The sequence below is a fragment of the Morganella sp. B601 genome (genome assembly GCF_051172335.1).
Lineage (GTDB): Bacteria > Pseudomonadota > Gammaproteobacteria > Enterobacterales > Enterobacteriaceae > Morganella > Morganella morganii.
This window is the reverse complement of record NZ_JBPIZE010000003.1, coordinates 492,298-505,761: the sequence shown is the minus strand read 5'-3', so window position 1 is coordinate 505,761 and position 13,464 is coordinate 492,298. Positions and strand designations below refer to the sequence as shown.

The 13,464-nt window shown below is 50.7% G+C and carries 14 protein-coding genes; 4 read left to right on the top strand and 10 right to left on the bottom strand.

The window, feature by feature from the left end; all coding sequences use genetic code 11:
* Positions 1-15: 15 nt before the first annotated feature.
* Positions 16-264, top strand: a complete 249-nt coding sequence (locus tag ACSBQN_RS10850) for a GlsB/YeaQ/YmgE family stress response membrane protein (protein WP_004235708.1) — start codon at positions 16-18, stop codon at positions 262-264.
* Positions 265-320: 56 nt separating this feature from the next.
* Here the strand turns inward: ACSBQN_RS10850 and sseA are convergent, their stop codons facing one another.
* Together sseA and ACSBQN_RS10840 are read right to left on the bottom strand one after the other, a co-directional pair.
* Positions 321-1,160, bottom strand: a complete 840-nt coding sequence (gene sseA / locus ACSBQN_RS10845) for a 3-mercaptopyruvate sulfurtransferase (RefSeq protein ID WP_024474119.1) — start codon at positions 1,158-1,160, stop codon at positions 321-323.
* A gap of 32 nt (positions 1,161-1,192) precedes the next feature.
* On the bottom strand, positions 1,193-1,336 hold the full coding sequence (locus ACSBQN_RS10840) for a hypothetical protein (RefSeq protein ID WP_434991672.1): 144 nt from the start codon (positions 1,334-1,336) through the stop codon (positions 1,193-1,195).
* 187 nt (positions 1,337-1,523) lie between these two features.
* Between ACSBQN_RS10840 and dinG the strand changes: the two genes are divergently transcribed.
* Positions 1,524-3,632 (top strand): ATP-dependent DNA helicase DinG, encoded by a 2,109-nt coding sequence (gene dinG, locus ACSBQN_RS10835; protein WP_214177268.1) that lies wholly within the window; start codon positions 1,524-1,526, stop codon positions 3,630-3,632.
* A gap of 15 nt (positions 3,633-3,647) precedes the next feature.
* Here dinG and ACSBQN_RS10830 read toward each other — a convergent pair whose 3' ends face one another.
* The 6 genes from ACSBQN_RS10830 to rhtA form a co-directional block, all read right to left on the bottom strand.
* The gene (locus ACSBQN_RS10830; RefSeq protein WP_024474117.1) at positions 3,648-4,352 is read right to left on the bottom strand and encodes a fimbrial biogenesis chaperone; all 705 of its coding nucleotides are present in this window, start codon (positions 4,350-4,352) and stop codon (positions 3,648-3,650) included.
* Positions 4,353-4,832: 480 nt separating this feature from the next.
* The gene (locus ACSBQN_RS10825; RefSeq protein WP_236595569.1) at positions 4,833-5,168 is read right to left on the bottom strand and encodes a colicin transporter; all 336 of its coding nucleotides are present in this window, start codon (positions 5,166-5,168) and stop codon (positions 4,833-4,835) included.
* The gene (locus ACSBQN_RS10820) at positions 5,168-6,475 is read right to left on the bottom strand and encodes a colicin E5-related ribonuclease (RefSeq protein WP_354633312.1); all 1,308 of its coding nucleotides are present in this window, start codon (positions 6,473-6,475) and stop codon (positions 5,168-5,170) included. Before ACSBQN_RS10820 ends, ACSBQN_RS10825 begins: the two co-directional genes overlap by 1 nt.
* A gap of 77 nt (positions 6,476-6,552) precedes the next feature.
* The gene (locus ACSBQN_RS10815; protein ID WP_354632874.1) at positions 6,553-6,813 is read right to left on the bottom strand and encodes a hypothetical protein; all 261 of its coding nucleotides are present in this window, start codon (positions 6,811-6,813) and stop codon (positions 6,553-6,555) included.
* Between the two features lie 391 nt (positions 6,814-7,204).
* The gene (dps, locus tag ACSBQN_RS10810; protein ID WP_004235719.1) at positions 7,205-7,708 is read right to left on the bottom strand and encodes a DNA starvation/stationary phase protection protein Dps; all 504 of its coding nucleotides are present in this window, start codon (positions 7,706-7,708) and stop codon (positions 7,205-7,207) included.
* Positions 7,709-7,850: 142 nt separating this feature from the next.
* Positions 7,851-8,750: a threonine/homoserine exporter RhtA gene (gene rhtA, locus ACSBQN_RS10805; RefSeq protein ID WP_337137338.1), complete on the bottom strand. Its 900-nt coding sequence runs from the start codon at positions 8,748-8,750 to the stop codon at positions 7,851-7,853.
* A 248-nt stretch (positions 8,751-8,998) separates the two neighbouring features.
* Here rhtA and ACSBQN_RS10800 point away from each other — a divergent pair, with 248 nt between their 5' ends.
* Positions 8,999-9,574 (top strand): TIGR00730 family Rossman fold protein, encoded by a 576-nt coding sequence (locus ACSBQN_RS10800; RefSeq protein WP_152696095.1) that lies wholly within the window; start codon positions 8,999-9,001, stop codon positions 9,572-9,574.
* Positions 9,575-9,586: 12 nt separating this feature from the next.
* Complete coding sequence (locus ACSBQN_RS10795) at positions 9,587-10,048, top strand: GNAT family N-acetyltransferase (RefSeq protein WP_354632873.1); 462 nt, start codon at positions 9,587-9,589, stop codon at positions 10,046-10,048.
* A gap of 56 nt (positions 10,049-10,104) precedes the next feature.
* On the opposite strand, the gene ACSBQN_RS10790 is transcribed toward ACSBQN_RS10795, so the two are convergent.
* Together ACSBQN_RS10790 and ACSBQN_RS10785 are read right to left on the bottom strand one after the other, a co-directional pair.
* Positions 10,105-11,826 carry an amidohydrolase gene (locus ACSBQN_RS10790; RefSeq protein ID WP_024474111.1) on the bottom strand — a complete coding sequence of 574 codons (1,722 nt, stop codon included), beginning with the start codon at positions 11,824-11,826 and terminating at the stop codon, positions 10,105-10,107.
* Positions 11,827-11,853: 27 nt separating this feature from the next.
* A complete protein-coding gene (locus ACSBQN_RS10785) occupies positions 11,854-13,206 on the bottom strand; it encodes an APC family permease (RefSeq protein ID WP_036407368.1) in 1,353 nt (450 codons plus the stop codon).
* Positions 13,207-13,464: the final 258 nt, after the last annotated feature.

Below are 13,464 nucleotides of genomic sequence, written 5' to 3'. Positions count from 1 at the left end.
CAGCAGGAGGTACTGATGAATTTTCTGTCCTGGATTATTTTTGGCCTGATCGCCGGTGTGCTGGCGAAATGGATTATGCCCGGAACCTATAGTATCGGCATTATTATGACGATTGTACTGGGTGTTGTTGGTGCTGTTGTCGGGGGATATATCAGTGTTTTCTTCGGCAAGGGGCGTGTCGACGGGTTTAATTTCGGCAGCTTTGTGGTAGCGGTGATCGGTGCGATGGTGGTGCTGTTTCTCGCCGGGAAGTTTGCGGGCTGACAGCCGCATAACAGATTTAAAAAATGCCGGAGCAGCTGACGCGCTCCGGCATTTTTTTATGGTTCAATCGGCAGGGTGTCTGAGCCGCCCCATTCCGCCCAGGAACCGTCATACAGACGGACATTCTGATGGCCGGTGAGTGTCAGCGCCAGCAGCAGTATGGCGGCTGTCATACCGGAACCGCAGGACACCACCAGGTATTTGCTTAAATCCACACCCGCATCACGGAATATCTGCTGAATCTGCGTCGGGGATTTGAAGATCCCGTTTTCCACCAGGGTATTCCACGGCACATTGCAACTGCCGGGAATATGGCCTGAACGCACGCCGGGACGCGGATCCGGTGCCAGCGCCTGAAAACGATCGGCAGAACGGGCATCGACAATCTGAATTTCCGGGTCCGTAATCGCCAGCAGCACATCATCTTTATTCACCGCATTATGACGCTGAAATTCCGGCACAAAGGTTTTCGCCTGTGGCAGCGGGATATCGCCGCTTTCGGTGGTATAACCGGCACCGGCCCAGGCATTCAGTCCGCCCTGTAAAATACGCAGATTTTTCACACCGAAGGTTTTCAGTGTCCACCAGGCGCGCGGGGCGGAGAACAGGTTACCCTGATCATAAATAATCACCATGGTGTCATTATCGATCCCGAATTCACCGGCAGCCTGTGCGAACACCTCCGGTGACGGCAGCATATGCGGCAGCGGCGAGGAGAGATCAGCGACTTTATCCAGATCAAAATAGTGTGCGCCCGGAATATGGCGCTCAAGCCATAACTGATGGCAATTTGCTGGCTGACCGGGTGGCGCTTTGCTGACATCGAGCACAACAAGATTGTCGTCATTCAGGTGCGTGTGCAGCCAGTCTGCTGTCACAAAATAGTCTCGGTACATCGCAATTAACCTCGTTAGCAGGACGCAGAGTGCTACCGGGCTTCTCCGGTGGTCGTTTCCTGCGCCGTGGATGGAGTCTCAGGGGCAACCGAACGATTATACATATTCATTCCGGCAAGAAAAACGCCGCCGAGGGAGCCGAAGGCAAAAATAAAAATAATCAATAATTTCTTCATAGATGTATTCTGGTCTTATCTGATGGAGCCTGTCTTCCGGACAAATCCGGGGGCTATGTTGATTAATTGTAACAAACTATTGAAGCAACCGTATGCAGAAAATGAGCGGTAACGGCCCGGACATGCTGATTTTTTTTCTGTAGTGTGAAACAATAGCGCCCTGTTTATTTATCCATAGGTTTTTCAGATGCCCCTTTCCGCCACCGTCAAACAACAAATCAGCGCCTGGTACAAAGCCCTGCCGGAGCAGATTGACGGCTTTGTCCCGCGCGCTCCGCAGCGGGAAATGATTGCGGAAGTTGCCCGGACGATGGCGGGCGATGAAGGGCGGCATCTGGTGATTGAAGCCCCGACCGGGGTGGGAAAAACCCTCTCTTATCTGATCCCGGGCATTGCGGTCGCGCGGGAACAGCAAAAGCTGCTGGTGATCAGCACCGCCAATGTCGCGTTGCAGGATCAGATCTACAGCAAGGATCTGCCGCTGCTGGCAAAAATTATCCCTGATCTGCGTTTTACCGGTGCATTCGGGCGCGGGCGTTATGTGTGTCCGCGCAATATGGCGGTGATTGGTGCGGCGGAAGGGGAACAGATCGACCTGATGCTGCTGCTCGAAGATAAAGCGGATGTGGCAACGGCCTCTGAACGCGACACGGTGCGCAAGCTGCAGAATGATTTTACCTCTTTCGGCTGGGACGGCCTGCGCGATCACCATAAAACCTCTATTCCGGACAGCCTGTGGCGCAAAATCAGCACTGACAAACTCAGCTGTCTCGGCCGTAACTGTCAGTATTACTCGCGCTGCCCGTTTTTCCTCGCGCGGCGTGAAATTGAAAGTGTGGATGTGGTGGTCGCCAACCACGCGCTGGTGATGGCGGCAATGGAAAATGAATCGGTTCTGCCGGAAAGCAAAAAATTGCTGCTGGTGCTGGATGAAGGGCACCATATCGCTGATGTGGCCCGTGATTCCCTGGAAGTGGAAGGGGATATCACCCTGGTATCCCTTCAGGCGCAGCTGGATAACCTTTCCCGCTTTGTCACCCAGTATCTGCAACAGTTCCGCCCGGTAAAACCGCCGAAACTGGCGGACAGCGCCCGTCTGCAGAAACACCTGGACGCGATGTCAGATGTGTACCGCGATGTGGCGATGTACACACAGGCGCTGCTGCCGGAGCAGGCGGCGGATCCGCACTATCTGTTTCCGCTCGGGGAACTGCCGGAGCCACTGACGGCGGCGGCTCAGCAGTTGTCAAAACAGACGGATGCCCTGCACAGCATGGTGGAGGGGATACTCAGTGATCTGAACGAACAGACGGCAAAACAGGATATTGTCCGTCTGCACCGCGCCATCCTCACCGCCGGAAAGTTCCTCGGTGCACTGGAAAACAGCGCTAAACTGTGGCGTCTGGCGGCACTGTCGGAAATCTCTCACGCACCGGTCTCAAAATGGCTCAGCCGCCGCTATGAAAAAAATCAGTCTCACCTCTGGTTCCACTGCGCGGGGATCCGTGTCAGCGAACAGCTCGGCCACCTGTTATGGCGCAATGTGCCGAATATTGTGGTGACCTCGGCAACCCTGCGTTCACTCAACAGTTTCAGCCGGTTACAGGAAATGACCGGGCTGAGTGAAAAGGCCGATGACCGTTTTGTAGCACTCGATTCCCCGTTTGATCACTGCCGTCAGGGGCGGCTGGTGATCCCGAAAATGCACTATGAACCGACACCGGCGGATGAAGCCGCGCATATCGGGGAAATGGCGTGTTATTTCCGCTCCCAGCTGGCGTCCGGTGAACACCGCGGCATGCTGGTGCTGTTTAACAGCCAGCGGGCAATGGATCTGTTTCTCACCCATGTGACGGATTTACGTCTGCAACTGCTGGTGCAGGGGGATCAGCCCCGTTACCGGCTGGTGGAAACCCATTGTCAGCGGATCCGGGACGGGCAGAACAGTGTACTGATCGGCCTGCATTCTTTTGCCGAGGGTCTTGATCTGAAAGGGGATTACCTGACTCAGGTGCATATTCACAAAATCGCGTTCCCGCCGGTCACCAACCCGGTGATTATCACGGAAAACGACTGGCTGAAATCCCTGAACCGCTACCCGTTTGAAATCCAGAGCCTGCCGGGAGCCTCATTCACCCTGATCCAGCAGGTCGGACGGCTGATCCGCAGTCACCAGTGTCACGGGGATGTGGTGATTTATGACCAGCGCCTGTTGACCAAACGGTACGGCAGCAGGCTGCTTAATGCATTACCGGTCTTTCCGATTGTGCGGCCGGATATTGAACCGGAAAAATAATTAAACGGGTGAGCGTTATTCTGCTGTGGCGGTAAAGGTCACGTTGCCGCCCTGATCATTGATATTACTGACAGTCAGATGGTCACCGCGTTTAACCGCTCTTTTTACCGCTATTTCCGAACTGCTTTTCGGTTGCAGCATAAAGGATTTATGCAGTATTTGTTTTTTATCCGCCAGGGTGATTTCCGTAATGGTAATGTGGTACGGCGATGTATTATTGACCCGTATTGAATGACTGCCGGACTGAAATGACACCTGCTGTGTGGCAGTGTTTCTGTCACTTAATCCGGCAGGGCGGTAAAAGACTTTAAACCGGGAACGGACGGCCAGTTGTCCTGAGTTTTTTTCCTTCAGCGATGATGTTTCACTGACCGGCGGAATATCAAGAACATTCAGCCACCACAGGCTTTCTCTGTCTGACGGCATACTGTTTTTATCTGTCAGCCGTATACGTAAAATCTGCTCTGCTCCGGGATTGATGCGTGAAACAGGCGGGGTCAGCTCAAACGGCGTGGCCGGCAGTTTCGCGGGCAGTGTTTCTGAATCCCCTGAATCAAGCCAGTATTGTACAAATACCGGTGAGGCAGATTCATTATTAACCCTGACAGTAATATCTTTTGCATCTTCCGGATAAATATACCGGGTGCTGTTCGTACTTATACCATCTGCGAATGCAAAGGCACTGATAAAACACCCGATAAATAACAGATATGATTTCATTTTGTTTCCCCGCTTTGCACGAAGGAATACACAGGCAGGTATTATTACTGAGATAATAACCTGCCATGATTACGTATTAACGTATTTCCTTTATTTCATTTAATTTTATGCGTTTTTTTTTATTTTTGAAATACGTATGTTTTCTTGGTTTTGTTTATTACGGAGTAAGGTGGGAATTATTGATAATATGAAGGTATAGATTCATTGGAATTGTTTATACAAAATACGGTAAAGCAGGTATCAATCTTACTGATTTGTTGACATGGTATCATCTCCGGGATCTTCCGCGTTACAAATCACTTGTAACAAATTCAAAAAGTTATTTTGCATATAATTACTGATATTGTTTTTCAGTTCCATGTTGATTCTCCTCTGTGAATAATAATATGACGAACACACACTCTCAGTTATTGTGCACGTCCCCCGCTGCTCATGCATAAGTAACGGGGGGCATATTCATTTCATCTCTGATGATCGAGGTTATTTCAGGTCACTTATTGTCACCAGGAATGCGGTATACCCAGCTGCTTCATCATCTTTGATATTCTCAATTGCCAGCTTATTATTTTCAGTAAGCTTTGATTTATAGTCATTGGGTTTATTATATGTCCACGATACATCACCATCAGGTCTGAAACCGGGATTAAACCAGTGGCCTCCATCTATACCTGAAATCCATAAATTTCGTTTAGCAGCTTCCTGGCAAACCTCAATTGCTGCTTTTGGTGATAATTTCATTGAAGCATTCCCTTTTAATTTAAAGAAATCCTCACCTTTGTTATATAGTACACCGTGATCAAATAATTTTTTTTCCATTATTTCCCCTCCCATTGAATTCGTGAGTCATCGATCCATTGAGGATCTGTCTTATCACTGACCTGAACTACTTCCCCTGTGCGATCGTTAACTACAACATATTCACCTTGTTTACCGTATACAGTAGCCGTATCATTACGCCCAAGGTGATCAGGCGGTGTTTTTTTCGGACTACGTTTATCAAAAGATTTCCCTTTCGGACCTTTTGCTACCGTATCTTTGGCATCTTGTTCGGTCCAGCCCCGGCCATTCATCTGATCTTTAATTTTTTCATCAAATTTGAGTTCAGGCGTTTTTCCTTTTTTGTCTTTCTCTTCTTTAACCTTATCCTCGGCAGCTTTTTTCCTGCCTTCCGTATTTTTTCTGTTTTCAACAGCTATTGCCAGTGCATCTTTTGCCTGAGTGTATTTTTGGATAGTGTCTTCGATGTACCCCATCTGTGCTTTATATGCACCAGCTTCGTTGGTGGCATTACTGGCTTCAAAATACGCAAACCCTTTTTGAGCTTTTGTCAGTTCATTTCTTAGTTTGCTTACATCCGTATTTTTTACCGCATCATAATTTTTCTGCGCTGTTTTCAGGTCAGAAGCAGTTTTTGCCAGATCGCTGTTCGCAACATCCAGTTGCTCCTGTGCAGCTTCCAACGGATACAAAGCCGCACGTTCTTTTTTAGCCTGTTCAGCCTGTTTTTTCGCTTCTTCCGGTTTTACCTGTTTTGTTACAGAAATATAAACCGGAGCATGGTCATCACCAAAGTCGATAATTGCATGATGTGAAACGTTTTCTTTTTTTTCCGGCGCCGGCAGGTATTGTTTTATCTCCGGTGTGGTATTCAGTCTCCGTGGAGCTGTGTTTGGTTTTACCGGCCCGGTATCATTCACACTGATTCGTATTGGTTTCATGCCGGGTATCACCTGAGCGGTGTATACATTCGGCTTGTTTGTCTTTTGTGCTTTAACAACCGGTACCTGAGTGGGGTTTATCGCTGTGATGGCGACAGGCCGGGTTTCAGTCAGCTCATCAATCACTGCCTGTGCAATCACGCTGGCCGGAACATTTGTCTTTTCGGGGATATCTTCCGGCGGAACAGAAGTTACCACTCCGGCAGGTAGCATGACAGCATTGTAGGGATTATCAATATCGAAGTCTTTAACGTAAATATTCACTTTCGGGTCAGGTGCTATCTGAGAGGGATAGAATAATCCCGGAATTCCCAGAATCCGGCCTGCAATAACTGCGGAAGTCGTTAAGAATGCTTTTAATGCAGCAAGCTGAGCCTCATTTAGTGAGGCGTAATATGCCGACAGAGCAGAGCTGAACGTTAATCCGATAGTATCTGCGGAAACATAGACTGTTTTCGGTGCTCCCGGTATATCAATATAATTCAGAGATTCAGGGGGGGGGTATTCAAATCTGTATAGCCATTATTGGCACTATTGCTATCACGGCGACTACCAAATTTATCCGGGTCATAATGATGAATATTTCTTCCGTCCGGTAGTTGTGTTGTTCCCCAACCACTGCCGGAACCTGCGCCACCACTTGTTGAACTGCCGTTACCACCGATACCGGTCGGTCCGCCGTTGATATTACCACCGGTATCATGAGCTCCGCTGTTATAACCATTACCGTCTCCGCCACTCATCGTAAATTTCCTTTTGGGTTTTAGATTTTCCAAAAAAACCGTGTTTTTACACGGCTTCTGATGGTGAAAATTCCACAATCCAAAATATCAAAACATACCATTGTGATAATTTTTAAATAAAATCAATTAATTGTGTTTTTTTGAAAAAGGCAGGCATTATGATAACGGACTCGTTATCAGGAAAACCAACGGGATGGTTTTTCTGTATAACAGAAAAATCTCTTCGCTTTGAACGAAATCAGCAGGCAAAAAAAAACCGCCCGGAGGCGGTATAAAGGGTAGGATTGACTCACTAGGTCTTACTGTTTTTATTGTCTGCGACACATACTCACACATGAGATGTTTATTTCAGCACCGTAACCCGCCGGCTGCGGTGCCGTATTTCTGACGATTATTCGATATTGGCTTCAATGAACCACAGATACTGGTCGAGGTCGCGGGAGGCGGCAGTAAACATATCTGCGGTATTCTCATCCTCAACGCGGCTGACGGCACGGCGGATATCATTGGCGACGATGGCATAACGGTCGGCCAGTGCTTTCAGGTGATCCTGCACGGTGTGGATATCGGTCGGATAAGCCGGTAAAGCAGAGGCTTTACTGACAGCCTGTGAAGTACCGAGTGCCACACCGCCGAGCTGAACAGCGCGTTCGGCAAAGGTATCCAGGTGGCTGTTCAGGCTGTCACGGAAGCCGTCCAGCATTTCATGTACAGCAATGAAATTACGGCCGCGCAGATTCCAGTGCGCCTGTTTGGTCATCAGCGACAGGTCGATAAACTGCAGAACCTGATGATTCAGTTCATCAATGGTTTCCTGCTTAATATCATCAGTGACATCGTTACGGGTGTACACTAAGTGAGAAGCTGTGGTTTTCACTAATTTCGCGGTGCTCATTATTGTTCCCCTTATTTATTCCGTTAAACATCTTTGTTTCGATGGGGTTACTATAGGGCAGCGCAGATGATAGTTAAATTCGATTAAATCTATAGAATCGATAGGTAAACCGGCACGAGGCCGGTTTCAGTATGGCGGGTGATTACTCAACAGCTTTGATTTTTGACTTTGGTTTGATGGTCAGTGCCGCGCCCATGGAGGCGATGACGATGCAGCTCAGCGCCAGCCATTGTGTGAATAACAGATGCTCGCTCAGGAAGATAATACCCACCATTGCGCCAATCACCGGTTCAAGACTCATCAGTATGCCGAATGTCCGTGTCGGCAGGCGGGTCAGTGCCACCATCTCCAGCGAGTACGGGAAGGCCGTTGATAAGATAGCCACTGCCACCCCGACCGGCAGTACCGCCCAGCTGAACATCACACTGAGATCACTGTGATAAGCCCCTACCGGGAAAAAAATCAGTGCGGCGATAAGTGAGCCGACGGAAACCGTGGCTGCGCCGTAAAAGCGTCCGGCCCGCTGGCCGAAGATAATATAGAGTGCCCAGCCCGCCCCGGCACCCAGGGCATATAACATCCCCATGGGATCCAGCTGGTTAATCTGTCCGATCTGCTCACCGAGCGGCAGCAGGAAGGCCAGACCGGCGATCACCAGAATAATCCAGAGATAATCCGTTATTTTCCGTGCCCCGAACATAGCAACCGCCAGCGGCCCGGTAAACTCCAGGGCGACTGCAATCCCGAGCGGAATGGTGGACAGCGCCAGATAGAACAGATAGTTCATCGCTCCGAGCGAGAGGCCGTATCCCAGTATCGGCAGCAAAGACTCACGGGTAAAACGCAGCCGCCAGGGTTTAAAAATCACCAGCAGAATCGCTGTACCCAGCAGTAATCGCAGGGCGGTCACACCCGGGGCACCAATAACCGGGAACAGGGTTTTCGCCAGTGAGGCACCGCTCTGAATAGAGATCATCGACAACAGCAATAAGCCGATCGGTAACCACGGAGAACCATTTTGCTGGCGGGGAGACGCGGACATGAAGAACCTCGGGAGCAATAAAAATGCGGTGAGACAATTAGTTATGTTGAATTGCATGCAAAAGGCAGAACTCGTCCTGCAATCTTAGCGGGGCTGCTGACGGATAGCAATTACTGATTTAAGAGGATATTAATCCCCGGACAGAGATTGCCGGGTAATATAGCAAAATCTGACGAGTGCTATCTTCAGACCGCTTGCGTATACTGACTGCCGGATTTTCATTTCATCACGATAAGGACAGGGCAGATATGCGGGATATTAAACGAATAACAGTCTATTGCGGATCAGCTGCAGGTGCATCAGAGATTTACCGCCTTGAGGCCGTGAAATTTGCCCGGATTCTGGTTGAGCAGGGAATTACCCTGGTTTACGGTGGTGCCAGTGTGGGGATCATGGGGACGGTGGCGGATACCGTACTCCGCGAAGGCGGGAAGGCCATCGGCGTGATCCCGGCATTGCTGGAAGGGCGGGAGATTGCCCATAAAAACCTGACTGAGCTTCACCGCGTCAGCACCATGCATGAACGCAAAAGTAAAATGATTGAACTGGCGGACGGCTTTGTCGCACTGCCGGGCGGCTTCGGTACCCTGGAAGAGTTTGCCGAGGTTTTCACCTGGAGCCAGATCGGGTTGCATCAGAAGCCGGTCGGGCTGATGAATATCAATAATTATTATGACCCGCTGCTGTCGCTGATCAGCAAAATGGCCGATGAGCAGTTTATGCAGGAAAAATACCGCCATATGGCGATAGTCGAAACTGACGGTAACGCGCTTATCCGCCGTTTCCGTGATTATGAGGCGCCGGCGGTCAAAACCTACGATTAACCGGAGAACACCATGATAATCCGCCCCGCAACACTGAATGACATTGATCGCATTGCTGAGCTTTATCAGCAGTTATTTGTTCTGATGGCGGAATATCAGCCCGACCGCTGGCGTCCGGCGGAGCAGGATCGCGGATTTATCGAAAACGCCGTGACGGATGAAAAATTCTGTCTGCTGGTGGCGGAAACGGAAGGGCATATTGCCGGGTTCGCCTTTGCGCAGACGCAGGATACCTCACCTTATACCTGTGTGGTGCCGCGTCGTTTCGGTTATATCTTTGATATTGTGGTTGATCCGGCGGTACGCGGACAGGGCACCGGTAAAAAATTACTGGATTCTGTTAAAACCTGGTCAAAGGCACAGGGCCATACGCATCTGGAGTTGTCGGTGCTGCCGGAAAATACCGGTGCCATACGTTTATATGAGCGTGAAGGTTATCAGCCGGTGATCCACACACTGGCGATTAAGCACTGAGATAAAAAAACCTCATCGGAGGATGAGGTTTTGGTTTATCAGACAGCGGATTACCGTCAGTTGGTCAGATGAACGGTTTTACCGCCGACAATGGTGCGCAGCACTTTCACATTGGCAATATCATCCGCAGGGATCTGAAATACATTGCGATCCAGCACGATCATATCTGCCAGTTTACCCGGCTCCAGGGAGCCGAGAATATCTTCCCGGTGCTGGGCATAAGCCGAATCAATCGTGGCGGCACGCAGCACTTCCGTGACAGTCAGGTCACGGTCGGTGTCCAGACGCGGTGCCGGCTGGCCGTTGACCGGATGACCACGGCGGGTGGCAGCCACTTTCAGGTCATACCATTCATCAAAATCATCAATCGGCCAGTCACTGCCGAACGCAACGACCGCACCGGCATCAATAAACTTACCGATAGGCTCCAGCTGCTGAAAACGGGTTTCACCGATCATATTGCGGGTGAATTCCGCCAGTTCCGCAGTCGGTGCCGCCCACTGGAAGGAGAGGCAGGCAATGGTGCCGAGTCTGGCGAAACGTGCGTAATCTTTGGCATCCACCAGCTCATTGTGAGCCAGTCCCGGACGGATATCTTTGCCCGGATGTGCAGCCCGCATTTTTTCGATGCCGTTGAGCACCATATCAACCGCACCTTCACCGACAGTATGCAGATGCGGATCGTACCCGGCAGCTGCGATACGTTCGAGCAGGGCATCGATCACCTCTGAAGTGAAATAGAGATCACCGTAATTTTCTGTCTCACGCCAGTCCGGTTGTGCCGGGGTGCCGTGATTGATGCGGTACGGTTTCAGCAGGGAGGCGGTCATGGTCGGGAACTGAAGCACACCATCAACAAACATTTTAATGTTTTTTACCGCGATGCCCGGTTCCGGGCCCCATTCAGGCTGATGATAGCGCTCCGCAAAGGCAACGGCGTTTTGCACGGCCTGCGGCACGGATGCCACATCCGGCGCATCATCCGGCGTGATTTCACGGGCAGCCTGCACACGCAGTGTCAGTTCACCCTGCTCCTGTAATGCACGGAACGCATCCAGCTGTAATTCCGCCACACGGGCATCCATGACCATGGTGACGCCCTGTTCGTTGAGGACTTTCTGCACCAGACGGGCGACATCCACCGCGCGGTCAGCCTGAATGGAGGGAATACTGTCTGCCGCACGCATCGCTGGGGCATCCTCAAGAATTCCGTTCAGTTCACCATTGGCGTGTTTGCCGATTTTACCGTCACTCGGTGCCGGGGTTTCTCTGGTGATGCCGAACAGCTCCAGCGCACGGCTGTTGGCAAGCAGGGTATGGCAGTCATTGGAGAACAGCACGACAGGGCGGCGGGTATTGAGCTTGTCCATATCTTCGCGGTACATATCAATACCGGCCGGTAACATGCCCTGACGCAGCCAGGCGGTCACTTTCAGCCAGTCGTTTTCGCCGGTGCGCGGATCATTATCCAGATGCGCCTGTACACGGGCGAGGATCTCATCAATGGTCAGGGATTCATAATTCAGATGGCAGCCGAACAGCTGAATACCGCCCCAGAACGGGTGCATATGACCATCAATAATCCCCGGCATCATCATTTTGCCGTCGAGATCGATAAACTGTGTATGCTCACCACGGAATGCTGCCATGTCATCATTATCACCACAGGCAAGAATACGGCCGTCAGCAATGGCGATGGCCCCGGCGACGCGGTTTTCCGCATCCGCAGTATAGATATAACCGTTGTGATAAATAATATCAGCGGCAGTCATTTTCATTATGCTCTCCAATCCTCATCAACAGAGTTAATTGATAATTAAGTGAGTTTCTTCTTCCGTGATTGACGGCGGACGGCGGGTAAAGAAGCGGGTGATCACACCGAGGTATACCACACCGATCCCCAGCCAGATCAGACCGACAGTCAGTGCCTGCGCATCCAGGCTGGTCCACAGCCACAGGGTCAGCAGCACCCCGATCGCCGGTACCACCAGACAGCGCAGGATCACGGCAGCCGTCAGCGGTTCTTTCCGGTCAATAATAAAGTGTTTGATAACACACAGATTTACAAAGGTAAACGCAATCAGTGCGCCGAAGCTTATCATGGACGCCACCAGGCTCAGGGAGAGCACCAGCGCCATCAGTGAGGCGAGGGCGACAAACAGGATCGACAGTACCGGAGTGTTGAATCTGGCATGCAGACGGGCAAACACAGAGCGCGGCAGCACTCCTTCACGGCCCATGGCATAAAAAATCCGCACAATACTGGCCTGGGATGTCATCGCGGAGGCAAACACGCCGATCACATAGGCGGTAATAAAGGAGGATGCCATCAGTGCACCGCCGACTTTTTCCATCACCTGAATACTGGCGATATCGGTGTTCGGCAGGAAATCACGCCACGCCGGATAGCTCAGGTGTGCGGCGTAAGAGATAATGATAAATAATGTCCCGGCAATAAACACGGTATAGAGGATTGCTTTCGGCAGCGCCCGTTTGGCGTCTTTGGTCTCTTCCGCCATGGTGGAGATGGCATCAAACCCGAGGAACGCGAGACACAGAACCGCCGCACCGGCAAACAGCCCGGACACCTGATCAGACATCACCGTCAGCGGGGCGAGCAGCGCCTCTTTATCCAGTGTGAACGCAGAACTGAAGCTGAGATACAGGAACAGCGCGATAAATATCAGCTGCATCACAATGATCAGCATATTCATCGAGGTGACCAGTTTGATCCCGAGAATATTCAGCACAGAGACAATCACAATAGTGGAGACGATTATCAGCTCCATCGGCACCGACGGCAGGGCTTCATGCACAAAAATACCGATGGCGATATAGTTGATAATCGGCAGAAACAGATAATCCAGCAATTGCGCCCAGCCGACCAGAAATCCGGTATTCCCGCCGAAGATTTTCTGGACATAGGAATACGCAGAGCCGGCCAGCGGCAGTGTGCTGGTCATTTTACAATAGCTGAGTGCGGTAAACAGGACGGCTGTCAGAGTAATAATATAAGCAACCGGTAAATGACCTTCACTGAGGACGGTAACCTGTCCGTAAGTTGTGAAGATACCAAGGGGCACCATATAGGCGAGCCCGAAGAAAACCAACGCGGGGGTATTTAAGACGCGTTTCATCTGCACAGTATTCTGTTGCATTTTTACAGCCCTTCCCAATAGCCTGAAACATGCCGCGGATATCGCATCCGGGCACAATATATATCTCCGGCCGTCAGCGGATGACGGTCAGTCTGCATTTATTTTCAATAAACCTCGCACCTTGCGTCTGCATCGTGCGCACTTTACTGAAACGTCAGTGATAAACGGGCCATCACCACACGCTGGGGTAAATGCAGGCGGCGTACAATATATGAGTTATCTGTATTTGGCAACAGAAGTTGAACAGGATAATAATAA